The organism is Massilia violaceinigra, assembly GCF_002752675.1.
GTDB lineage: Bacteria > Pseudomonadota > Gammaproteobacteria > Burkholderiales > Burkholderiaceae_D > Telluria_A > Telluria_A violaceinigra.
Window position 1 is genome coordinate 3,430,733 of sequence record NZ_CP024608.1, and the last position, 22,562, is coordinate 3,453,294.

At 63.7% G+C, this 22,562-nt stretch carries 27 protein-coding genes; 17 read left to right on the forward strand and 10 right to left on the reverse strand.

Annotation, left to right across the window (positions count from 1 at the left end):
* Positions 1-4: 4 nt before the first annotated feature.
* Positions 5-1,099, reverse strand: coding sequence for a sensor histidine kinase (locus tag CR152_RS15470; protein WP_099875791.1), 1,095 nt, complete (start codon positions 1,097-1,099; stop codon positions 5-7).
* A 61-nt stretch (positions 1,100-1,160) separates the two neighbouring features.
* Complete coding sequence (locus tag CR152_RS15475) at positions 1,161-2,156, reverse strand: formylglycine-generating enzyme family protein (protein ID WP_229413406.1); 996 nt, start codon at positions 2,154-2,156, stop codon at positions 1,161-1,163.
* Between the two features lie 294 nt (positions 2,157-2,450).
* Between CR152_RS15475 and CR152_RS15480 the strand changes: the two genes are divergently transcribed.
* Both CR152_RS15480 and CR152_RS15485 read left to right on the forward strand, forming a co-directional pair.
* Positions 2,451-2,906: an RcnB family protein gene (locus CR152_RS15480; protein WP_099875792.1), complete on the forward strand. Its 456-nt coding sequence runs from the start codon at positions 2,451-2,453 to the stop codon at positions 2,904-2,906.
* 73 nt (positions 2,907-2,979) lie between these two features.
* Positions 2,980-3,486, forward strand: coding sequence for a MepB family protein (locus CR152_RS15485; protein ID WP_099875794.1), 507 nt, complete (start codon positions 2,980-2,982; stop codon positions 3,484-3,486).
* Here the strand turns inward: CR152_RS15485 and CR152_RS15490 are convergent.
* Positions 3,471-4,301, reverse strand: a complete 831-nt coding sequence (locus CR152_RS15490; RefSeq protein ID WP_229413407.1) for a helix-turn-helix domain-containing protein — start codon at positions 4,299-4,301, stop codon at positions 3,471-3,473. The genes CR152_RS15485 and CR152_RS15490 overlap by 16 nt on opposite strands.
* Before the next feature lie 90 nt (positions 4,302-4,391).
* Between CR152_RS15490 and CR152_RS15495 the strand changes: the two genes are divergently transcribed.
* Entirely contained in the window at positions 4,392-4,877 is a 486-nt protein-coding gene (locus CR152_RS15495) for a DUF3224 domain-containing protein (RefSeq protein WP_229413408.1), read from the forward strand.
* Between the two features lie 135 nt (positions 4,878-5,012).
* The gene (locus CR152_RS15500; protein WP_099875796.1) at positions 5,013-6,011 is read left to right on the forward strand and encodes an aldo/keto reductase; all 999 of its coding nucleotides are present in this window, start codon (positions 5,013-5,015) and stop codon (positions 6,009-6,011) included.
* Positions 6,012-6,068: 57 nt separating this feature from the next.
* Here CR152_RS15500 and CR152_RS15505 read toward each other — a convergent pair whose 3' ends face one another.
* Genes CR152_RS15505 through CR152_RS15520 form a run of 4 tightly spaced genes read right to left on the reverse strand, consistent with a single transcriptional unit; the run spans position 6,069 to position 8,535 of the window.
* Positions 6,069-6,602 (reverse strand): GNAT family N-acetyltransferase, encoded by a 534-nt coding sequence (locus CR152_RS15505; protein WP_229413409.1) that lies wholly within the window; start codon positions 6,600-6,602, stop codon positions 6,069-6,071.
* A gap of 6 nt (positions 6,603-6,608) precedes the next feature.
* Entirely contained in the window at positions 6,609-7,046 is a 438-nt protein-coding gene (locus CR152_RS15510; RefSeq protein ID WP_157778502.1) for an acyl-CoA thioesterase, read from the reverse strand.
* 1 nt (position 7,047) lies between these two features.
* Entirely contained in the window at positions 7,048-8,007 is a 960-nt protein-coding gene (hslO, locus tag CR152_RS15515) for an Hsp33 family molecular chaperone HslO (RefSeq protein WP_099875798.1), read from the reverse strand.
* 3 nt (positions 8,008-8,010) lie between these two features.
* Positions 8,011-8,535: a gamma carbonic anhydrase family protein gene (locus CR152_RS15520; protein WP_099875800.1), complete on the reverse strand. Its 525-nt coding sequence runs from the start codon at positions 8,533-8,535 to the stop codon at positions 8,011-8,013.
* A 190-nt stretch (positions 8,536-8,725) separates the two neighbouring features.
* Between CR152_RS15520 and CR152_RS15525 the strand changes: the two genes are divergently transcribed.
* The 12 genes from CR152_RS15525 to bamC all read left to right on the forward strand — a co-directional run bounded on the left by CR152_RS15525 (position 8,726) and on the right by bamC (position 19,491).
* On the forward strand, positions 8,726-9,874 hold the full coding sequence (locus CR152_RS15525) for a hypothetical protein (RefSeq protein ID WP_099875802.1): 1,149 nt from the start codon (positions 8,726-8,728) through the stop codon (positions 9,872-9,874).
* A 134-nt stretch (positions 9,875-10,008) separates the two neighbouring features.
* A complete protein-coding gene (locus CR152_RS15530; RefSeq protein WP_099875803.1) occupies positions 10,009-10,521 on the forward strand; it encodes an Xre family toxin-antitoxin system antitoxin in 513 nt (170 codons plus the stop codon).
* Complete coding sequence (locus tag CR152_RS15535) at positions 10,518-11,033, forward strand: RES family NAD+ phosphorylase (RefSeq protein WP_099875805.1); 516 nt, start codon at positions 10,518-10,520, stop codon at positions 11,031-11,033. Before CR152_RS15530 ends, CR152_RS15535 begins: the two co-directional genes overlap by 4 nt.
* A gap of 107 nt (positions 11,034-11,140) precedes the next feature.
* Positions 11,141-12,016, forward strand: coding sequence for an alpha/beta fold hydrolase (locus CR152_RS15540; protein WP_099875807.1), 876 nt, complete (start codon positions 11,141-11,143; stop codon positions 12,014-12,016).
* A 118-nt stretch (positions 12,017-12,134) separates the two neighbouring features.
* A complete protein-coding gene (locus CR152_RS15545; protein ID WP_099875809.1) occupies positions 12,135-12,968 on the forward strand; it encodes a 3',5'-nucleoside bisphosphate phosphatase in 834 nt (277 codons plus the stop codon).
* A 174-nt stretch (positions 12,969-13,142) separates the two neighbouring features.
* The gene (gene htpX, locus CR152_RS15550) at positions 13,143-14,027 is read left to right on the forward strand and encodes a protease HtpX (RefSeq protein WP_099875811.1); all 885 of its coding nucleotides are present in this window, start codon (positions 13,143-13,145) and stop codon (positions 14,025-14,027) included.
* On the forward strand, positions 14,024-14,659 hold the full coding sequence (locus CR152_RS15555; protein WP_099875813.1) for an L-threonylcarbamoyladenylate synthase: 636 nt from the start codon (positions 14,024-14,026) through the stop codon (positions 14,657-14,659). Before htpX ends, CR152_RS15555 begins: the two co-directional genes overlap by 4 nt.
* A 61-nt stretch (positions 14,660-14,720) precedes the next feature.
* A complete protein-coding gene (locus CR152_RS15560; RefSeq protein ID WP_099875814.1) occupies positions 14,721-15,494 on the forward strand; it encodes a site-2 protease family protein in 774 nt (257 codons plus the stop codon).
* An 8-nt stretch (positions 15,495-15,502) separates the two neighbouring features.
* Positions 15,503-16,705: a tryptophan--tRNA ligase gene (locus tag CR152_RS15565; protein ID WP_099875816.1), complete on the forward strand. Its 1,203-nt coding sequence runs from the start codon at positions 15,503-15,505 to the stop codon at positions 16,703-16,705.
* Positions 16,706-16,719: 14 nt separating this feature from the next.
* A complete protein-coding gene (locus tag CR152_RS15570; RefSeq protein WP_099875818.1) occupies positions 16,720-17,304 on the forward strand; it encodes a class I SAM-dependent methyltransferase in 585 nt (194 codons plus the stop codon).
* Between the two features lie 71 nt (positions 17,305-17,375).
* On the forward strand, positions 17,376-18,260 hold the full coding sequence (gene dapA, locus CR152_RS15575) for a 4-hydroxy-tetrahydrodipicolinate synthase (RefSeq protein ID WP_099875820.1): 885 nt from the start codon (positions 17,376-17,378) through the stop codon (positions 18,258-18,260).
* 97 nt (positions 18,261-18,357) lie between these two features.
* Positions 18,358-19,491 (forward strand): NlpB/DapX family lipoprotein, encoded by a 1,134-nt coding sequence (gene bamC / locus CR152_RS15580; protein WP_229413410.1) that lies wholly within the window; start codon positions 18,358-18,360, stop codon positions 19,489-19,491.
* A 172-nt stretch (positions 19,492-19,663) separates the two neighbouring features.
* On the opposite strand, the gene CR152_RS15585 is transcribed toward bamC, so the two are convergent.
* The 3 genes from CR152_RS15585 to CR152_RS15595 all read right to left on the reverse strand — a co-directional run bounded on the left by CR152_RS15585 (position 19,664) and on the right by CR152_RS15595 (position 21,874).
* Positions 19,664-19,945, reverse strand: coding sequence for a hypothetical protein (locus tag CR152_RS15585; RefSeq protein WP_099875822.1), 282 nt, complete (start codon positions 19,943-19,945; stop codon positions 19,664-19,666).
* Between the two features lie 317 nt (positions 19,946-20,262).
* A complete protein-coding gene (locus CR152_RS15590; RefSeq protein ID WP_099875824.1) occupies positions 20,263-20,742 on the reverse strand; it encodes a DUF7931 domain-containing protein in 480 nt (159 codons plus the stop codon).
* A 10-nt stretch (positions 20,743-20,752) separates the two neighbouring features.
* Positions 20,753-21,874, reverse strand: coding sequence for a cupin domain-containing protein (locus tag CR152_RS15595; protein ID WP_099875826.1), 1,122 nt, complete (start codon positions 21,872-21,874; stop codon positions 20,753-20,755).
* 79 nt (positions 21,875-21,953) lie between these two features.
* Between CR152_RS15595 and CR152_RS15600 the strand changes: the two genes are divergently transcribed.
* Positions 21,954-22,499: an FKBP-type peptidyl-prolyl cis-trans isomerase gene (locus tag CR152_RS15600; protein WP_099875828.1), complete on the forward strand. Its 546-nt coding sequence runs from the start codon at positions 21,954-21,956 to the stop codon at positions 22,497-22,499.
* The last annotated feature ends 63 nt before the right edge of the window (positions 22,500-22,562 follow it).

The window sequence follows — 22,562 nt, forward strand, 5'->3', positions numbered from 1 at the left end:
ACCCTCATGCCGCGCGCTCCAGCGGCAGTGTGATGCCGACCCTGAAGACGCCATCCGCGTGGGTGGTGTTCAGCGCGGCCAGGTCGCCGTACAGGAGACGCAGGCGCTGCCCGATATTGAGCAGGCCGATGCCGGTGCCAGCGGGCGCCGACACCGGTTTGTCGGGAGCGTCGTTGTGCACTTCCAGCAGCAGGCACTGGCCTTGCCGGGATGCGCTCACGGTCAAGGTGCCGCCGCCCTGAAGCTGGTCGAGGCCATGCTTGATGGCGTTCTCCACCAGCATCTGCAAGACCATCGGCGGCATCAGCGCGTCCTCCAGGCCGGGCGCGATGTGAAGGGAAAAAGCCAGGCGTTCTTCCAGCTGCGTCTTGACGATGGCAAGGTACTTGGTGATGATGCCCACTTCATGGTGCAGGCTGACTTTTTCGTGCTGGCTGCTTTCGAGCGAATAGCGCAGGATGTCGGAGAACGAGGTAATCATCGCGTCGGCGCGCTGCGCGTCTTCGTGGATCATGAAGCGGATGTTATTGAGTGAGTTGAACAGGAAGTGCGGGTTGAGCTGGTTCGACAGGCTGCTCAACTGCGCTTCCTTCAGGTTGTTTTGCAGGCGCAGGTTGAACACTTCGGCCTTCTTGATGCGGCGGCTGCTGCTCACGCTGATGTAGATGAAGCCCCATACCGCCACGAACAGCTGGCTCTTGGGCGCTTCGTCGATGAATTTGTTCAGTAGGAGTTCGGACGGGATGATCGGGATGTTGAGTTTTTTGTATTTGGCGCTGATGGTTTTCAAGAACATCGGCGCGACCGCGGCTGTGACGCAGGCGCCGATCACCATGCCGGCCACCGCGCTGTACAGCACCACGATGGCAATGAGCCTGGCGATCGGCACGGCGTCGCCGCCGCGTCGCTTGTACAGCCAGCGCAACACCAGTACCGCAAGCGTGTAGAACGGAATCCACGCCAGGCTGGAGTAGAACTGTATCCTGACCATGAAACCCCACGCGACGGCGATGGCGGTACTGGCCATGACACCCACCGCGACGGCGCTGCAGTGGTAAATCCAGAAGTCGCGGTCGCGCGGGAAGAAGTGCAGTTGCATGCGGTCGGGTTATCCAGTGAATGATCGGAGACCGCATTCTAGCAAGGCGGCACGCCCGGCTTTATTTGGCCGTCTTGCGCCGCTCGCGTTCCGCTGCGCGCGCTGTGACCAGCTCCGCTTCAAAGCGCGCCACCGCCGGCGCCTGCGGCAGCACCGGCCCGCCCAGTGCAAGGCGGAAGCCTTCGCCGATGCTGCTTGGGTTTTCATCGCCCGCATGCCCTCGTACCACCGTGCGTGCGTCGCGCGCCCCGAAGCTGCCGCCCCGGTGAATCTTCATGGGCGAATCGCGCTTGTGGCAGTTGGTGGTCCATGCGGAACCGTCCGCCGGTGCGCCTTCGTAGTTCAGGTGCTCGCAATCGGCAACGAACTCGCCCACGTTGCCGATCATGTCGTACAGGCCGAAGGCGTTGGGCTCGTACATGCCGACCACCGTGGTGAATGCGGCGCCGTCTTCGCAGATGGCGGGCTTTCCGGTGCGGCCGATGAGCGCTGCGATCGCCTTGTTGCCCGAGAAATCGCGGATGTTCGCATGGCGGCACACCTGGCTGGCGTCGTCGCCGAACGGGTAGTCGGTCTTGCTGCCGGCGCGCGCGGCGTATTCCCATTCCGCTTCCGACGGCAGGCGGTACGGCTTGCCGGTTTGGGCCGACAGCCATGCGGCGTAGGCGGTGGCGTCCTTCCAGGTGACGCACATGACCGGATGGTAGTCGCCCGGTGCATAGGCCGGCGTGTTCCAGGCGCCCGGCCCCATTTCGATGCCCCATTCGGTGCTGCCGAATTTCCAGCATTCTTTCGACGTCTTGTGGCCGGTCGCTTCGACGAACTGGCGGAACTGGCCGACGGTGACTTCGTACTTCGCCATCTGGAAGCTGGGCACGCGCACGTCGTGGACCGGCTGATCGGTCGGATAGTCCTTGCTCGTACCCGGGACGGTGCCGCCCATCGCAAACGTGCCGCCCTTGATGGCGACCATCGGGGGTTCGGTCACGCTGCCGGCGGCGGCCGCCGCGCAGGTGGATGCCATCAGGGCCAGTGAGAACAGGAGAGTGCTTTGCATGTCTTGCCTTTGTCAGGTGGGGTGGTGAGAATGACCACATTCTGTGCGAAACGCCCGCCATTGTCGGGAAAAGGTGCCGACCGGCGCTATGCGGGGATGAGCGGCGCGATCGGCCCGATCGGCACCCGCAGACACGTCCGGTAACAGTTCTTACCGGACCATGCTGGTTGCATGAGGCAAAGCGGGGTGTAATGGGACCATGGACGACACGCAGTAGTCGCCCTGGTCCCCGGAGAGGCGGCATTTCCCGGACGGTCCATATTGCTGCAGGCAGTATTTACGACAGGAGTTCATGTGCACAAGAAAGCCCTCATCATCGCCCTCATGGCTGTTTGCATGGGCACCGGCAGCGCAGCTTTCGCTCAATCGGGCGACTACCGCGACTACCGCGGCGAGCATGGCCAGCGCAGCGAGCACTATGAACGCAATGACCGTTACACGCGCAGCGACCGCCATGACCGCTATGAGCGGCATGACCGCGACCGTCACCACGATCGCCGCGGCGACCGTTACGACAGCCCGCGCGGCGGCTACCAAGCTTACGATCATGGCCCATCGCGGCGTCACCACTTCCGCCGCGGCGCGTATCTGGATCACCAGTATCGCGGCAGCAGTTACATGGTCAGCGACTGGCGCAGCCGCCGCCTGAGCGCGCCGCCGCGTGGCGCCCACTGGGTACATGCCAATGGCGACTATGCGCTGGTGGCCATCGCCACGGGCCTGATTACGCAGGTGCTGTTGAACCAGTGATCGTGGCGCCAGGCGCGCAGCCGGGGCGGGCGGCTACAATGCCGCTTTCTCCACGGCTGCGCCGCCTGATCCCATGACAATAAAAGAAAACCCCTTCCATCCGGACTTGCGCGTGCTCCAGCGCGCGTACGACACGCACGGCATGGCCTGGACCGCGCCCCGGCACGAGGCGGAAAGCGCCGAGTATGCGGCCAGCAGTTTCGCGGTCGAGGGCATGCAGGTGCGCTTTCGCGTCGCCAAAATCACCCCGACCAAGGTTGGCCAGTTCGTCACGCTGTGGAAGCGCATCGGCAGCGGCCCAATCCAGCCGTTCGACGAGACCGACCCGGTGGACCTGTTCGTGGTCAGTACCCGCGAGGGAGACCAGTTCGGGCAGTTTGTCTTTCCCAAGGCGGTGCTGGCGACACGCGATATCGTGGCGCGCGCGGGGCAGGGCGGCAAGCGCGCGATCCGCGTCTATCCGCCATGGGTGCTCACGGCCAGCAAACAGGCGCAGGCCACGCAGCGCTGGCAACTGCAGTATTTTCTCCCCGATGGCGCCGATGCGGCTGCCGTGCGCAAGCTTTATGGGCCGCTCTGACGCGGCTCCTGCTGCGATTTCCAGTATTCCAGCGGCGACGTGCCTACCAGCTTGGTGAAGTCGCGCGTGAAATGAGCCTGGTCGAAAAAGCCGAGGTCACTGGCCAGCGCCGCCAGGTCCACCGGTGCCGGCCTGGCCAGCCGCCAGCTTGCTTCCTGCAGCCGGTAGCGCTGGATCACCCACTTGGGCGACACTCCCACATAATTACTGAACAGTCTTTGCAGGGCGCGTTCCTCGATTCCCACGTGTACGCACAGGGCGGCCACGCTGGCCGGTCCGTGGATGGCTGCTGCGGCGTTGACGGCTTGTTCGGCGAGCAGCGCACGCGCATCGGGCGCCGGCAGCACGGCGAGCAGCATCGCTTCGGCCGCGCCGACCATGCCGGCATCGCTGCCGCCATCGAGCACGCGCTGTTCGGCAACGGGGGTGGGCACGCGCAGGACCTCGTCGAACGGCATGGTGCGGTCGGCCAGGCGCGAAACCGGATGCGCGATAAAGGGCCGCAGCCCGCCCGGCCTGAAGCGCACGCCGAGCACGCGGCCCGCTCCCGCGACGGTGCGCTCGAACGCGCCGCGCACCACGCCGTGAATGGCGCTCTGGCCGCGGTCGAACACCAGGTGGGCATTCGGATACGGCAGCACGCGCTGGATTTCGGGCGCGCGCTCGCCCATGTTCCATTCGACGATCCAGAAGTAGTCGACAAAGCGCGCCAGCGGCGCCGATGGCGGGTAGGTGGCAAGGCGGATGCGGCGCGCCATGCCGAGCGGATCGACGACGCCTTTCGGCGTGGCTGGCGCTGTGTCGGGTTTATCCAAGATGTTTTTCGTCCTTGCGCTTAGTGTGGAGCTTCCCGTCAGCGAGCGCAATTGTGCCGTCGCCGCCCACTCTTGAATCGAAAGCCTGCCATGTCCTTGTTCCGCTTCAGCGCCGTCGCGCTCTCCCTGCTCGCCTTCCTGCAACCGGCCGCCGCACAAACGCCGCCGGCCGGGCCGCCGATGCTGCGCGCCAGCGGGCCGTTCGAGATAGCGATCATACCCGCTGGCGCTCCCGAGAAGGAAGGCCGTACCGCCATCGCCCGCATGGCGCTCGACAAGCAGTATCGCGGCGAGCTGACCGCCGCCGGCAAGGGCACCATGCTCACGGCGGTCAGCGACACCAAAGGTTCGGCCGCCTACGTCGCCATTGAACGGGTCAGCGGTACGCTGGCGGGCAGGAAGGGCAGCTTCGTGCTCCAGCATGCGGGCACGATGCAGGGCGGTACGAGCCGGGCGCTCATCACGATCGTTCCCGATTCGGGCACGGAGGAGTTAAGCGGCATCACCGGCAGCCTCGCGCTCACGGTGGTCGACGGCAAGCACTTTTATGCGCTCGTTTACGCGCTGGGGCACTAAGACGGCGGGTGCGCGAAAACCGCTCATGAATTGATGAATTTTGCTCAGTAGTGCATGCAGGGTAAGGCCTCTTATCGAATCAATCGAGACCACCCGTACTGGCCGCTCGATTGAATACAGAAGGAGTTTGCTGTGATGAAAACGCGCACATTGGGATCGACCGGCTTGTCGGTGTCCGCCATCGGGCTGGGCTGCATGGGGATGAGCTTTGCCTACGGCGGCGCCGACGACGCGGAGTCGATCCGCACGCTGCACCGCGCCGTCGAGCTGGGCGTGACGATGTTCGATACGGCCGAGGTCTACGGACCCTATGCCAACGAGGAGCTGCTGGCGCGGGCCTTGCGTGGGCTGCGCGGCAAGGTGTGCATCGCCACCAAGTTTGGTTTTCGCATCGGCGCGCAGGGGCAGGGCATGCAGCGGGTGACGGGGGTGGACAGCCGCCCCGCGCAGGTGCGTGCGGCGGTCGAGGGCTCGCTGGCCCGGCTGGGCGTGGAGGCGATCGATCTGCTGTATCAGCACCGGGTCGATCCGGCGGTGCCGATCGAGGAAGTGGTTGGCGTCATGGCCGATCTGGTCCGCGAGGGCAAGGTGCTGCATCTGGGCTTGTCGGAGGCGTCGGCCGGCACGCTGCGGCGCGCCTGCGCGGTGCATCCGATCGCCGCGCTGCAGTCGGAGTATTCGCTGTGGAGCCGCGAGGTGGAGGACGAGGTGCTGCCGGCCTGCCGCGAGTTGGGCGTGGGCTTCGTGCCTTATAGTCCGCTGGGGCGGGGTTTCCTCACCGGGCAGCTGGGGTCAACCGATGCGTTGGCGGTGGACGACTATCGGCGCGGTCTGCCGCGCTTCCAGGACGAGGCGCTGCGCGCCAACGCGCCGCTGGTGGCGCGCCTGGAGCATCTGGCCAGCGCACGCGGGGTCAGCGCGGCGCAGCTGGCGCTGGCCTGGCTGCTGGCGCAGGGCGAGCAGATCGTGCCGATTCCGGGTGTGCGCCGGCTGGTTCACCTGGAGCAGAATGTGGCCGCTGCACAGCTGGAGTTGAGCGCGGCGGAACTGGCGACGATCGGCGCCGCCGTGCCACGCGGCGCGGTGCGCGGCGCGCGCTACAGCGAGCAGGAGATGGTGATGGTGGGGCTGTGAGGTGCGGCGGCGTGGTCGAAGCGTGGGCCTATGTGCAGGTGATAGCGAAGCGCAGTTTCAGGCCGGCGTCAGGTCCAGCAGGTAGCGGGCGCCGCCGACCCAGGCGTTGTCGATCATGGCCAGGCGTGGCAGGTCCCCTGCGTGGACGAAGCCGCATTTGCGCAGCACCGCCGCCGAACCCTGATTGGCGAGGGTGATCTCGGCCCGCAGCTCGTTCAGTTGCCAGGTCGAGCGGGCCAGCGCGATCAGGTTTTGCAGGGCGAACGTGGCCAGGCCCTTGCCGGTCTGGTCTTGCGCGATGCGGTACCCCACTTCGGCGGAACCTTTGACGCGGTCGATATCCTTCAGATTGGCGCGTCCGGCCATCCGGCCTTCCTCATCGAGAAGCACGCACGGATGCCAGCTGCCGGCCGCATGGCCTTCCAGGTATTGCGCGATGTGGCGCGCCACGCCTTGCGCCGAATAGAACGCCGGGTCGCGCGCTTCGACGTGGCGCTCGAACCAGGCGCGGTTGACCAGTTCAAACGCCAGCAGGGCGCCGGCGTCGTCATGCGCCAGCGTGCGCATGGTGTGGGTGGATGCCGCCGGCATGCCAGCTTATGCCGGCGGCGCGCTGGCGATGGTGGCCAGCACGGCGCGCACGGTGTCGGGCACGGGTACCGAACGGTTGCTCGCGCGGTCGACGTACACATGAACGAAATGCCCGGCCGCCGCGGGCAGCGCTTCATCGTTGCGGTACAGCGCCAGCTCGTAGCGCACGCTGGAGTTGCCCAGCTTGGCCACGCGCACGCCCACGTGCACCGTGTCCGGAAAGGCGACCGAGCTAAAGTACGAGCAGCCCGTGTCGACCACCAGCCCGACCACGGTGTCGGCGTGGATATCGAGCACGCCGCGCGCGATCAGGAACTGATTCACGGCGGTGTCGAAAAAGCTGTAGTAGACGACGTTGTTGACGTGCTGGTAGGCGTCGTTGTCCATCCAGCGCGTCGGAATCGCCAGAAAATGCGGGAACGCGGAGCGTGGCGACTCGCGCATGTCAGTGCTTCACGTCGCTGGCGGGAAGGAGCACTTCGACCGGCGTGTCGCCGCCCACGAACAGCTGCGCGCAGTCGACCTTGTCGAATGAGTAGTGCTTGCCGCAGAAGTCGCAGTCGATCGCCAGCTGGCCCAGTTCATCGAGGGCGCCGTCGACTTCTTCGCGGCCCAGCATCTTGAGCATGTTGCCGACTTTTTCGCGCGTGCAGCTGCAGTGGAACCGGGGATGGGCCGGCTCGAACACGCGGATCGTCTCTTCCCAGAACAGGCGGTTCATCAGGGTCTGGATATCGGTCGAGAGCAGCTCTTCCTGCTTCAGGGTCGAGGCCAGCATGACGGCGCGGTTCCAGGTTTCCAGTTCGTCGGCTTCGCTGCCTTGCTTGATCTGGTCATCCTTGCCGCTGTGGCGCGGCAGCTTTTGCAGCAGCAGGCCGCGCGAGACGCTGTCGTCGGCCGCGAGCCACAGGCGCGTGTCGAGCTGCTCGGAACGCAGCATGTAGTTTTCGATGACGGTCGCCATGTCGTCGCCGTCGAGCGGCACGATGCCCTGGTAGGGCTGCTGGCCGGGCATCTTGTCGACCGGGTCGAGCGTGATGACGAAGCGCGCCTTGCCGCCGGCGTTAAGCAGTTCGGTCAGGCTGGCGTCGTCCGCCACGGTGACGCCTTCTGCCAGCTTGGCGGTGGCGCGCATGCGCAGGTCGGAATCGCATTCGACGACCAGCAGGCGTACCGGCCCGTCGCCATGGATCTGCATGACGATGGCGCCGTTGAACTTGAGGTTGGCCGACAGCAGGGCCGCCGCCGCCACCATTTCGCCGAGCACCGTCCTGACGGCCGGCGGGTAGCTGTGGCGCTGCTGGATCTCGCGCCAGGTGCTGGAGATTTCAATGAACTCGCCGCGCACGGCGGCATTGTCGAAGATGAATTTTTGCAGGGTGTCGTTGGTATTGTCTGTAGTCATTGTTTATCCAATCTTTTTCAGTTGCGTCTTGAATAGCTGGCCGCGCGCCACATAGCTGGCGGCGCTGCCTTCGAGACGCGCGATGTCTTCCGCGCTCAGGGTGCGCACGGCCTTGGCCGGTGCGCCGATGATGAGCGAGTGGTCGGGGAATTCTTTTCCTTCGGTCACCAGCGCGCCGGCGCCGACCAGGCAACCCTTGCCGATCTTCGCGCCATTGAGGATCACGGCCTGGATGCCGATCAGCGAGCCATCGCCCACCGTGCAGCCGTGCAGCATGGCTTGGTGGCCGACCGTCACGTTGCTGCCGATGGTGAGCGGATAGCCCATGTCGGTGTGCATGACCGTGCCTTCCTGCACGTTACTGTTGGCGCCGATCGTGATGCGCTCGTTGTCGCCGCGAATGGTCACGCCGGACCAGACCGAGGTATTGGCCTCCAGCGTCACTTTGCCGATCAGGCTGGCCGAATCGGCGACGTAGGCGGATGCGTGAATCTCGGGGGCATGCTCGCCCAGTTGGTAGATAGCCATTTTTGATGTCGGGAAGCGTTGGAATGGCGCTATTTTACGCCGCCCCGGCGCTTTCGACGCGGCATGGCGGTTTACCACCGCGTCCGGGGAAGGTTGGGGGTTTTCTTCTAATCACAAGGCGGGGCGGCGCAAGACTATTTGTTTCGCGTAGGATAGCTTTCTTTTATGACACGTTTATAGCGGAGGCATCATGCGACTTTCCCCTGTTTCGCACCTGGCCGGTGCGCTGGCCCTGGGCGCCGCCCTGGCGGTCCCGGCGGCGCGCGCTGCCGATTTCACCACCACCGACGGCTACCACGCCGCCTGCCGCGAGGTGGAGAAGGGCGCCGTGCCCAAGGATGACGATGCGCGCATTGCCGCCGTCATCTGCCGCGATACGGCGCTGGTGCGCCAGATCGTCACCTGGGGCACGCGTGGCTTCGAGCGGATGCATAAAGACCGCACGTCGAACGACGCCATCGTGATCGAGGTGACCAAGGAAATCGACTACGTGATCGCCGAACTGGGCGCCACGCGCAAGCTGCTGTCCCAGATCAAGCTCGGCAAGCGCAAGTCGCTGCGCCTGGCACCCGCGCAGTGGGAGCTGGACCTCGACAGCGACGGGCAGGTCAAGCTGTGGGAAAAATACCTGTTCGCCCTGCCTAAGCGCGGTCACCAGGCGTTCAGCATGCGCGGCCCGAGTAACGATCAGGACTATTACGACCGCGAATACAACCTCGGCGCCGTCATCCGGGTCGACCAGAGCGATATTTTATGGTCGCTGGCCTACCATCATTTCATCGAAGGCTTGCTGACCAATGTGCGCGCGTTCGACCTGGCCAAGGACCATAACGGTGTGATCCTGGCGCGGCCGGCCTTGCTCAAGGCGGCGCACCAGCTGATCGGCAACGGTTTCCTGGTCTCGGGCAAGATGCGCCAGGAAGTGCTGGCCGAAACCGATGACGACGAAGAGTGGATCGGCAACCCCAAACAGGCCAACACCGTCTTCCCGGTGCCGCTCGACGCGGCCGATTTCGCCAGTTGGGACATGATGATCAAGGAAATGTCGGCACTGTGGCAAGGCCGTTCCTTGTTGCCGGCCGCGCAGGGCGGAAACGGGATGCTGGCGGCGATGGCGCCCTTGTGTCCGGAGGGGACCGGCTTGAATGTGGCCAAGGTGTATCTGCAGCCACCGGCGGCCGGTACCCTGTACGCGTTCCGCGGCACCAAGCTGCCGACCAGCCATTGCCAGCGCATCGACAGGACCCACCCGGTCTCGCCGCTGCCGCAGATGGCGGAACAGGCCAGCAAGACCAATACCGGCATGGGTTTTCTGCGGTATTTGTACTGGACCAATTAAGCGGGGTCACCCTATTTTTCGCTACGACTGAAGCTGGAAGGACATCGCCCATGAAAGCGCCGTTGTCCGGTTGACTTCCGCGTGACACCTGACATACTCTGAAATGACATGTGTCGTCGGGAAGGGAGGCAACAATGAAGGCAGCATTAGCGCGAGACACGCCGGCGCGCGTCGTCGCTGAATCATCGATCGCCACCGGCGATTTGGCGAAGTTCCCACAGACCGTCATGTTTCTGGGCGGCGAAGAGGCGATGAAGCGGAAAATTGAAACCAAGCTCGACGTTCATGTACTCATCATGGAAGGATTTCCCAACGCTGTCATGACCTTTCTGATCGAGAGTATTCCTGAATTAAAGAATCCCGAGTTTCTTCAAAAAACTGTCGGCATGAGCAAAAGGACGTCGCAGCGCAGGCACGCTGCGGACAAGCTCCTCACCAGCGAACAAAGCAGTAAAGCGTGGAACTTTGCCGAGGTGATGACCCAGGCTAGCGCGGTGTTCGGATCGAAGGAAGAGGGCGTTCGGTGGCTTGGCGAACCTGCGCTGGCGCTTGAAGGACGGCGACCGCTTGATTTGCTGTTGACGAGTGCGGGTTACGATCTGGTGAAGGACTTGCTCACCAGACTGGAATACGGCGTTTACGCGTGACACCTTTACCGGACACCTCGGGTCATGCAAGCCTGGTTGCCTGGCGCCTGGATCAAGCCGTGCACGCGTCCGCATGGGACCGCGGCGAAGGTGCCTTCCGCGTCGGCGGCCGCTGGAATGTCAAGGGTTCCAAATACGTTGTTTACTGCTCTCTCGACCCCGCGACAGCGATACTCGAGGTGGCGGTTCACAAAGGATTTAAAACCTTGGACACGGTTGCGCACGTACTGACGTCGTTGCGGATCGATCCGACCGTCGGTCCGCGTATACATGTTGTCAATCCATTGGATTTGCCGAACGCGAACTGGCTCACCCCAGGCGTGCCAAGTATTGGTCAGCAGCAGTTTGGGGACGCTTTGCTGGACAAACATGAGTTTGTACTCTTGCCGAGTGTCGTTTCAAAACATAGCTGGAACCTCATCTTCGATAGCAAGCGAGGCGGCAAGATGGTCGCCAAGGCGTTCCAAGAGGCGTTTGCACTTGACACCCGCTTGCATCCACCCGCTACCTGACCCTGCTCGTGGACGCTGGCCACGGCCCCGGCCGAGGGCACCGGCAACCCGAAAAAAGTTCTCCGGTATAATTCGAACGGTCGTTCTTTTTTATTGCCGAGTGTCCCATGAAACCATCCCGTTCCGAATTTTTGACCGTACGCAGCTTGCGTACCCACGTGCGCCACTGGGGCAGGGAGGGGGCGCCCAAGCTGTTCATGGTGCACGGCTGGATGGATGTGTCCGCCTCGTTCCAGTTCGTGGTCGATTGCCTCAAGAAAGACTGGCACGTCATTTCGCCCGACTGGCGCGGCTTCGGGCTTACCGAGCGCAGCCATTCGGACACCTACTGGTTCCCCGATTACGTGGCCGATCTCGATGCCATCGTCGACCATTACGCACCGGGCGACGCAATCAACCTGCTCGGCCACAGCATGGGCGGCAACGTGGTTGGTATTTACGCCGGCGCGCGCCCGGCCCGGGTGCGCCGCCTGATCAATCTGGAAGGCTTCGGCATGCCCGCGTCGAACCCGGAAAAGGCGCCGCGGCGCTATGCCAAGTGGCTCGATGAAATGCGCGAGCCGCCCTCGCTGCGCACCTATCCGAGCCAGGCGGCGGTGGCGGCGCGGCTGCAAAAGACCAATCCGCGCCTGTCGGACGCCCGCGCCCAGTTTTTGTCGCAGCACTGGTCGGCCCGGAATGATGCCGGCGAGTGGGAAATCCTGGGCGACCCGAATCACAAGAAGCCGACGCCGCTCGGCTACCAGGTGGAAGAAGTGATGGCTTGCTGGTCGGCCATTACCGCGCCGGTGCTGTGGGTCGAGGCGGAGGATACCAATATGTGGCAATGGATGGGGCCGCGCGAGGAAGCACGCATCGAGGTCGACCGCCGCCTGGGGCACTTGAAAACGGTAACGACGCGCATGATGGCCGATGCCGGGCATATGCTGCACCACGATCAGCCGGAGGCGCTGGCCGCGATGGTGGAGGCGTTCCTGGCGTAAGGCATGGAGAGGGCGGGGGCGCAATCCGCCACACTCCGCCACACTCCGCGCCAATCGCTCAGTCAGCGTACAATAAAGCCTGTCCCCACTCTGTTGCCGATCCGAGCGTTGCCTGCGTATGCTGAATGTAGATCTCCATTGTCACTCGACCGTGTCCGACGGCGTCCTGGCGCCGGCCGCCGTCGCCAAATACGCGCATAAAGCGGGGGTGAACGTGTGGGCCCTGACCGACCACGACGAAGTGGGCGGCGTGGCTGCGGCGCGCGTGGCGGCCGGCGAACTGGGCATGCACTTCGTCTCCGGCGTCGAAATTTCGATCACCTGGGCCAACCACACCGTGCACATCGTCGGCCTGCAGATCGATGCCGACAATCCCGGCCTGGTGCAGGGCCTGGCCGACACCCGCAGCGGACGCGATGCGCGCGGGCGCGAAATGGCCGACCAGCTGGCCCGGGCCGGCATTCCCGGCGCCTACGAGGGCGCGCTCAAGTTCGTCGACAATCCCGACCTGATGTCGCGCACCCATTTCGCACGCTACCTGGTCGAGTCCGGCGTGTGCGCGAACATTCCGGAAGTGTTCCGTAAATACCTGGTCGAAGGCAAGCCCGGCTACGTGCCGCACCGCTGGGCCAGCCTGACGCAGGCGGTCGGCTGGATTCGCGGCGCCGGCGGCATTCCGGTGATCGCCCATCCGGGCCGCTACAAGCTGGGCATGGTGGGGCAGGGCGCGTTGTTCGATGAATTCAAGCAACTGGGCGGCACGGCGATCGAGGTGGTCACGGGCAGCCACACGCCCGATCAATATCACCTGTACGCCGAGGAAGCGCGGCGTTATGGCTTCCTGGCCTCGCGCGGGACCGATTTTCATGCGCCGGGCGAGTCGCGCGTGGATTTTGCGGCCTTGCCGCCGCTGCCGTCCAGCGTCAAGCCGGTCTGGCACGACTGGTTCTAATGCATGGTGCAAGGCTGCTCGCCGCAAGGCTTGGCGCAGGCCCGGCGGCATTGCTTACACCACGCTTAAAACGCGCCCTTGCTGCCCTGGCGGCAACGGCGCGGCTCTTGTATTTGCCCCGGTCAGCCCTATCTTATTTTCCTGTTCATTAATGTCGAAGCCGGGAGGCTTGCCATGAAGCGCGTTTTGCTGTTCCTTGCCACTAACCTTGCCGTGATCCTCGTCCTGACGCTGGTGCTGAACGTGTTCGGCATCGCGCGCGGGGTCAGTGCGTCCGGCATCAATATCGGCCAGCTGCTGGTGTTTTCGGCCGTGGTCGGCTTCACCGGGTCGTTCATTTCCTTGTTGATGAGCAAAACGATGGCCAAATGGTCGACTGGCGCGCGCGTCATCGACAATCCGGTCAGCGCCGACGAGGTGTGGCTGGTCAATACAGTGCGCAAGCTGGCCGAACGGGCCGGCATCGGCATGCCCGAGGTCGCCGTGTACGAGGGCGCGCCAAATGCCTTTGCCACCGGCGCCTTCAAAAATTCCGCCCTGGTCGCCGTTTCCACCGGCTTGTTGGAAAGCATGGACCGCGATGAAGTCGAAGCGGTGCTCGGGCACGAAGTGGCCCACGTCGCCAATGGCGACATGGTGACGCTGACCCTGATCCAGGGCGTGGTCAATACCTTCGTGGTGTTCCTGGCGCGCGTGGTCGGCTTTTTCGTCGACAAGGTTTTGCTGCGTGGTAACAGCGACCGGGGCCCCGGCATCGGCTATATGGTCACCGTGTTCGTGTGCGAACTGGTGTTCGGCCTGGTTGCGTCGATCATCGTCGCCTGGTTTTCGCGCCAGCGCGAGTTCCGCGCCGATGCCGGCTCGGCCAAGCTGCTGGGCAGCCCGCGTCCCATGCAGCAAGCCCTGATGCGTCTGGGCGGCCTGGCGCCCGGCGCCTTGCCGTCGCAAATGTCGGCGTTCGGCATTTCCGGCCACGGCAATGGCTGGGGCGCGCTGTTCTCGACCCACCCGCCCATGGAGGAGCGTATCGCCGCCCTCAACAACCTGCCGCCCGCATGAGCCAATTCTTTCAAATCCATCCCGACAATCCGCAGGCGCGCCTGATCAAGCAGGCCGCCCAGATCATCCACGGCGGCGGCATTGTCGCGCTGCCGACCGACTCGTGCTACGCGCTGGTGTGCCACCTGGACGACAAGGGGGCGGTGGAAAAGCTGCGCCGCATCCGCGGCATCGATGAGAAACACCACCTCACTTTGCTGTGCCGCGACCTGTCCGAGATCGCGGTGTATGCGCGGGTCGACAACCGCCAGTTCCGCCTGTTGAAAGCCGCCACCCCGGGCCCGTACACGGTGATCCTGGAAGCGACCCGGATCGTGCCGCGCCGCCTGTCGCACCCGTCGCGCAAGACCATCGGCCTGCGCGTGCCCGAAAACGCCATCGCCCAGGCGCTGCTTGCCGAACTGGGCCAGCCGCTGCTGGGCACCACCCTGATCCTGCCCGACCCGGACGGCGAAGGCGGCGAACTGCTGACCGACGCCGACAGCATCCGCGAGCGCATCGACAAGCAGGTCGACCTGATCGTCGACGGCGGCGCCTGCTCGCTCGAACCGACCACCGTGATCGACCTGACCGGCGACGACGTCGTGCTGGTGCGCCAGGGCCGCGGCAACGCCGCCGTGTTCGGCCTTTGACCCGCCCCGCGGCCCCCGGGACAGCGCCAGGGCCGCGTGCCCGCTCTGCTAGAATCGTCCGATGAATAGCACTCACCAGACCGTCCAGGCACTGCTCGTGTTCGCGATTCCGGTCCTGTTCGCCATTTCGCTGCATGAAGTGGGGCACGGCTATGTGGCCCGGTATTTCGGCGATCCGACCGCGGCCAACGAAGGTCGCCTGAGCATCAATCCACTGCGTCACATCGACCCCTTCGGCACCGTGGTGTTGCCGCTGGTGCTGTACTGGCTGATCCAGTTGCCCTTCGGTTACGCCAAGCCGGTCCCGGTCGAGTTCGACAAGCTGCGCAATCCCAAAAAACACATGGCCTTCGTCGCCCTGGCCGGCCCGGCGGCCAATTTCGCCATGGGCGTGGCCTGGAGCATCATCGGCATCCTGCTGGCGGTGGCCGGCATCAGCGAGCGCTTCTGGTACGACATGGTGCGCGCCGGGGTGAGCGTCAATGCGGTCATGATGGTGTTTAACCTGCTGCCGATCCCGCCGCTGGACGGCAGCCACGTGCTGGCCAGCGTGCTGCCCGAGCGCGTGCTGCGCTGGCTGCCGACCGTGCCGCCGGACGGCGGACGGTCCCTGGCATCGCTGCTGCCGGCCGGCATGCTGGCAGCTTTGCCCAAGCGCATGTTTCGGCTCGTGAACGATGTCGCCGTGATCGACGTGCTCATTTTCGCCTCCTTCATCCTGCTGATGCGCCTGCATGTGCTCGACAGCTTCCTGTCCAAGGCGATGACGATCGCGATTGCCGCCTTTGCCAAGGTTGCCTCTCCCTTTTCTTCTCTCCCTTTTCTTTTCTCCTGAGTTAATTCATGTACCCAGATCGTGTTGTTTCCGGTATGCGTCCGACAGGCACCATGCACCTTGGCCATTACCATGGCGCCCTGAAAAACTGGATCAGGATGCAGTCGCAACAGCCCTGCCTGTTTTTCGTGGCCGACTGGCACGCCCTGACCACGCATTACGACGACCCCGCGATCATCGAGCGCAGCACCTGGGACATGCTGGTCGACTGGCTGGCGGCCGGGATCGACCCCTCGCAGGCGACCCTGTTCATCCAGTCGCGCGTGCCCGAGCATGCCGAACTGCACCTGCTGCTGTCGATGGCCACGCCGCTCGGCTGGCTCGAACGGGTGCCGACCTACAAGGACCAGATCGATAACCTCAGCAATAAGGATCTGGCCACCTACGGCTTCCTGGGCTACCCGCTGCTGCAGGCGGCCGACGTGCTGATCTACCGCGCGACCCAGGTGCCGGTGGGCGACGACCAGGTGCCGCACATCGAAATGATGCGCGAGATCGCGCGCCGCTTCAATCATATGTACGGCAAGGAAAAAGGCTTCGAGGAAAAAGCCATGGAAGCGGTCAAGAAGCTCGGCAGCAAGCGCGCCCGGCTGTATCTGGAACTGCGCACCGGGTACCAGCAGGACGGCAAGGACGATGCGCTGGAGCAAGCCCACGCCATGCTCAACGATGCCCAAAGCCTGTCGATGATCGACCGCGAGCGCCTGTTCGGCTACCTGGAAGGCAGCCGCAAGCTGATCCTGGTCGAGCCGCAGGCCAAACTGACGGTGGCATCGCGCCTGCCCGGGCTGGACGGGCGTAAAATGTCCAAAAGTTACGGCAACGCTATTTCCCTGCGCGAAGACAAGGAGTCGGTGGTCAAGAAGGTGCGCACCATGCCGACCGACCCGGCGCGCGTGCGCCGTACCGACGCGGGCGATCCGCGCACATGCCCGGTGTGGCAATTGCACAAAGTTTATTCCGACGAAGCAACCCGCGACTGGGTGGTCAAGGGTTGCACCACGGCCGGCATCGGCTGCATCGAATGCAAGCAGCCGGTGATCGACGCCATCGTCAAGGAACAGGAACCGATGCACGAACGTGCCCAGCAATACCTGGACGACCCCTCGCTGGTGCGCGCCATCGTGGCCGACGGCTGCGAAACGGCGCGCAAGCTGGCGCAGGAAACGATGCGCGATGTGCGCGAAGCGATGGGCCTGGCTTACACTTGATAAAGGAATTCCTGATGACCGACACACTCCACTCCGACGCATCCGCCTGGATCGCCCGCTTCGCGCCGCTGGCGCCGCGCGGCGAGGCGCTCGACCTGGCCTGCGGCACTGGCCGCCACGCGCGCCTGCTGGCCGCGCTCGGCCACCCGGTGATCGCGCTCGACCGCGACCCCGAGGCGCTGGCCGCCGCGGCGGGCGAGGGCATTACCCCGCTGCAGTTCGACCTCGAAGACGGCACCCTGGCCTGGCCTTTCGAGGAAGGGCGCTTTGCCGTGATCGTGGTGACCAATTACCTGCACCGGCCGCTCATTCCCGCGCTGGTGCGCAGCCTGGCCGCGGACGGCTTGCTGATCTATGAAACGTTTGCATGCGGAAATGAAGAATTCGGCCGCCCGAGCAATCCTGCCTTTTTGCTGCACGAAGGCGAACTGCTGCGCCAGGCGGCGGCCCATCACCTGCGCGTGCTGGCGTTTGAAGACGGTTTTACCAGTGCGCCCAGGGCGGCGATGGTGCAGCGCCTGTGCGCCGCCGGGGCCGATTTTGCGCGCGCCGATGCCCGTCTGGACGGCGGTGCGGCGCCGACCGAAGCGCGATTCTAGTCAACAATGAACCATTCCGGCGGACGATCCGCTACAATCAGGCTTTTACTTACCAGCATAGTTACCTACATATGATCAAGGGCAGCATAGTAGCAATCGTCACCCCGATGCATGCAGACGGCAGTCTGGACCATCCGGGCCTGCGCAAGCTGATCGACTGGCACATCGCCGAGGGTACCGATGGCATCGTCATCGTCGGCACCACGGGCGAATCGGCCACCGTCAGCGTCGAGGAACACTGCGAACTGGTCAAGCTGGCCGTCGAACACGCCAAGGGCCGCATTCCGATCATTGCCGGCACCGGTGGCAATTCGACCGCCGAAGCGATCAAGCTGACCGAATATGCCAAGGATGTCGGGGCCGATGCCGCGCTGGTGGTTGTGCCTTACTACAACCGTCCAACCCAGGAAGGCATGTACCGCCACTTCAAGGCCATCGCCGAAGCGGTCGACCTGCCGCTCATCTTGTACAACGTGCCGGGCCGTACCGTGGCCGACATGAGCAACGATACCGTGGTGCGCCTGTCCGCCATCCCGAACATCGTCGGCCTCAAGGATGCGACCGGCAACATCGGGCGCGGCCTGGAATTGCTGCGCAATGTAGACAAATCGTTCGCCGTGTATTCGGGTGACGACCCGACCGCGATCGCGCTGATGCTGTGCGGTGGCGCCGGCAATATTTCGGTCACGGCCAACGTGGCGCCGCGCGCGATGCACGAACTGTGCGCGGCCGCGATGGGTGGCGACATCGCCCGCGCTGTCGAGATCAACGACAAGGTCATGCCGCTGCACCAGAAACTGTTTATCGAGCCGAACCCGGTCCCGGTCAAATGGGCGATGGCGGAAATGGGCCTGATGCCTGCCGGCATCCGCCTGCCCCTGGCGCCGCTGGGGCAAGACTGCCACGACGCGGTCCGCGCCGCCCTGCGCGAAGCCGGCGTCCTACCACAGCCCTGACCCGCAAGGGTCGGATCATCCCAGACACCAGCTGCCTTTCAGCTTCTCATCCAGTACCGACATGACTATTCGCAAGACAATTAACAAGGCCTCGGCCATGGCAGTCCCCCCGGCGGCAACGCGCACCCTGGTGCTTTCGGCGCTGATGGTCAGCCTGTCCGGCTGCGGCATGATCAGTTCCGTCATCGAACAGGACAAGCTCGATTACCGCGGCGCCAAGAAAGCGGCGTCGCTGGACGTGCCGCCCGACCTGACCCAGCTCGAGCGCGACAACCGCTACAGCATTCCCGAAACGCGCGGCGTGGCCAGCGCCTCGACCTACCAGCAGCCCAAGGGCACGACGGCGATGCCGGCGCCAAACGGGCAGGCGGTGGCGGTCGCCGGCGGCGAGGGCATCAAGGTCGAGCGCAGCGGCAACCAGCGCTGGCTGGTGGTGAACCAGACGCCGGAGCAGCTGTGGCCGCAGCTCAAGCAGTTCTGGGCCGATTCGGGCTTTACCGTCATCAGCGAGTCGGCCACCACCGGCACCATGGAGACCGACTGGGCCGAGAACCGCTCGAAGATCCCGCAAGACATTATCCGCCAGTCGATCGGCAAGGTATTCGATTCGCTGTACTCGACGGGCGAGCGCGACAAGTTCCGCACGCGCCTGGAGCGCACCCCGAACGGCACCGAAATCTACATCAGCCACCGCGGCGCGGAAGAAGTGCTGGTCGGTTCGCAAAAGGATTCGACCACCTGGACCGTGCGTCCGAACGATCCGGGCCTGGAAGCGCAATTCCTGAGCCGCCTGCTGGCCAAGCTGTCGGGCATCGCCGACGTCAAGCCGGCCGAAGCGGCGGTGGCGGCGGCGCTCCCCGTTCCCCAGAACGCCAAGCTGTTGGGCGATACGGTGGAAGTGGCCGAAGGTTTCGACCGCGCCTGGCGCCGGGTTGGTCTGGCGCTGGACCGGGTCGGCTTCACGGTGGAAGACCGCGACCGCGTGCAGGGCGTGTATTTCGTGCGCTATGTCGATCCCGACCTGGCCGAGAAAGACGGTTTCCTGAGCAAGCTGTTCAGCTTTGGCGCATCCTCGGACAAAGCCAAGGAAGCGCAGCGCTACCGCGTGACGGTCAAGTCCGAAGCGGGTGCGACGGTGAGCAAGGTGGCGGTTCAGAGCAACGACGGCAAGGCGGAAACATCGCCGACCGGCGCCAAGATCCTGAAACTGCTGAGCGACGAATTGAAGTAAGCTTCGACGCAGCAATAAAAAAACCGGCCGAGGCCGGTTTTTTTACGTCCATGCACCTTGTCGCGCGATGCCGGCCTGGCCGGGAAAGACGGGCCGCGGGCGCAGCCTCGGCATACGAATCTGCGGACGCAAAAAAACCGGCCCGCAGGCCGGCCTTTTCAAATCGTGCTGATTACTTGGCAGCCGATGCAGCAGCCGACGCTGCGGTCGATGCGGCAACCGATGCGGCAGCAGCAGCGTCAGCTGCTACGGAAGCGGCCGAAGCAGCGGTAGCTGCTGCGTTAGCGGCTTCGGTTGCTGCTGGAACTGGAGCATCAACTGGAGCTGCTGGTGGGGTAACCGCTGCTGGGGTTTCCACAACTGGGGTTGGGGTAACAACTGCTTCTGGTTCTTTTTTGGTGCAAGCAGCCAGGGCAACAGCCAACAGGGAGACGATCAGCAAAGATTTTTTCATGGGTTTTCCTTAATTAATTCACTAAATGATGACTACGTATGTTGCGATGAATAATTACCGGTAATTATCGCTCGTTAGGGAATTCTCGTTAGCTTTCGAACCTGTAATGGTGCTTGACAGACAACGGAAACTTCCTAACCCGATATTATAGCTAAATTTGGTGCTTCGCAATAGCGGGAAGATGCTTTTATGGAAGCTTTTTGCGAACTGGCAACATTCATGTTGTGATAAAAGGCATCTTTGTGCTCATTTCATCGGCCAATTTGCTGCATCTCCGATTTATATTCTGACGCGGCCGTTTCGGGCCTTACAAACCCTTACAAACCAGTGGTGGTCGGATGTAACGTTGAAACCGCCTCCATCCAGATTCCCGAAAATCTTTCCTGGCTCAGTTCGGTCGCCTGCGGCGTATCGAAGGCGGCTTCACCGCGCATGTGGTCGCTGTGAAAGCGGCGCACGATATGCGTGCCGTCCGCGATGCAGAAGGAATCGGTCAGGTGATGCAGCGAGCGGGGCGTGGCGCGCGCCTCGATCTTGTGGTTGAACTCGCGCAGCAGGCGCAGGAAGCGCGGATAGTGGCGTTCGATATAGGCGCTCCGATGCATGGCGATCTGGATGGCGCCACCGCCGGCCAGGAAATGCCGCAGTGCGGCATCGGTCTCGGTGCTGCCAAGCGGAAAGACCGAAAAATCCGGATCGAACAATTGCAAGGTGGACCGCGCCCGCCCCAGGCAGTCGCGCAGCTGCGCTTCGAATTCGGCGTGCGAGTTGAACGGCAGTGCGGTGGCGTCGGTCATGGCAATTCCTTTAGGCGAGTTCAATCCATCCATCCTGGTACCAGGTGTACAGCGCTTCCATCACGTCGTCGGACGCGCCTGCCAAAGCGGCGCCGGGCAGGGCGCGCTCGTTGGCCAGCACGTCGAGCACGGCCTTGTCGGCACGGCCCACGGCGAACGATTCGCCGTTGATGAACACGTGCTTGCCACGATACAGCATCTGCGACTTGAGCGAGAGCACCACGCCGCGCTTGGCGGCACTCTCGGCGAAGCGTCCCATCGTCAACGGCTTGGCCGGGCCGGTGAAGAACACATTGTGCTTCGGTTCGGACATGTGCTCGCCGACGAAAATCGTTACGTCTTCCTCGGTGAAGCGCACCTTGTTCATTTCTTCGGTAATCGCCGCGAGCATGTTGCGCGGGATTTCGGCGGGGTTCTTTGCCACTTCCAGGTCCGGATCGGCATAGCGGCCCGGCAGGTCGATCGAATCGGCCATGAACTGCAGGAACGCTTCGCCCAATTCCTGGTAAGACGGCGAACGGAAGCCGATCGAGTACGTCATGCACTCGCCCTCGGCCACGCCATCGTGCGCGTAATGGGGCGGCAAGTACAGCATGTCGCCCGGTTCGAGCAGGAATTCTTCCTGCGGCTTGAAGTTCTTGAGGATCTTGAGCGGCTTGCCTTCGACCAGCGACAAGTCCTTTTGCGCGCCGATGCGCCAGCGCCGCTTGCCGTGCGCCTGCAACAGGAACACATCGTAGGAGTCGAAGTGCGGACCGACGCCGCCGCCATCGGTGGCGTAGCTGATCATCAGGTCGTCCAGGCGCGCGTCCGGAATGAAACGGAACTGGCGCAGCAGCGCGTCGGCGCCCTTGTCGGCCAGGTTGGCGCCCTGCACCAGCATGGTCCATTCGCGCTGCGTGCGCGGCGGCAATTCGGTCAGCGGGCCGTGCTGCATGTTCCAGTCGCCGTCGACCTGGGTGATCAGGCGCGATTCGACATGGTTCAGCCTGGCGAGCGCGGCCAGGGCATCGAGCTTGAGCAGCGGCTTGAAGCCGGGGATCGCCTGGCGGATCAAGAGCGGTTTCTTGTGCCAGTAATCGCGTAAAAACTGGGCGGGCGTGATATCGCCCAAGAGCGTTAATTTTTTCATGCGACATTATAACCAAGTCCGAAACAGGGCAAGGCAGCGGGGAGGTATAATCCGCCAGTACACACTGAAAGGAAGCACTATGAAGATTGCCAAAAACACGGTCGTAACGGTCAAATACAAATTGTCCGACGCGCAGAACAATCTGATCGAAGACGGCAGCAAGCCGATGGTCTATCTTCACGGCGGCTATGAGAATACCCTGCCGAAGATTGAAGAAGAACTCGATGGCAAGGAAACGGGCTATGCCTGCGTCCTGCAGATCGAGCCGGACGATGCGTTCGGCGACTACGACTCCTCGCTGGTCAAGGTCGAAGCGCGCGAGCGCCTGCCGGAGCCGCTTGAAGTGGGCATGCAGTTCGAAGGCATGCCCGACGGCCCGGACGGCACCGAAGAAGCAATGATCTTCACCGTCACCGACATCGCCGACGACAAGGTTGTCCTCGACGGCAATCACCCGCTGGCCGGCATGGCGCTGCGCTTCGAACTGGAAGTGACCGACGTGCGCGACGCACTCGATGTCGAGATCGCGCACGGCCACGTGCACGGCGCGCATGGCCACGACCACGACGACGAGGATGATGACGGCGAAGAGGGCGACCACTTCCGCAGCCACCCCGTGCATTAAAAGCTGGCATGCAGGGCGGCCGGCGGCCGCCTGACATCTGTATCTGCGCGGTGCCGCGGCCCA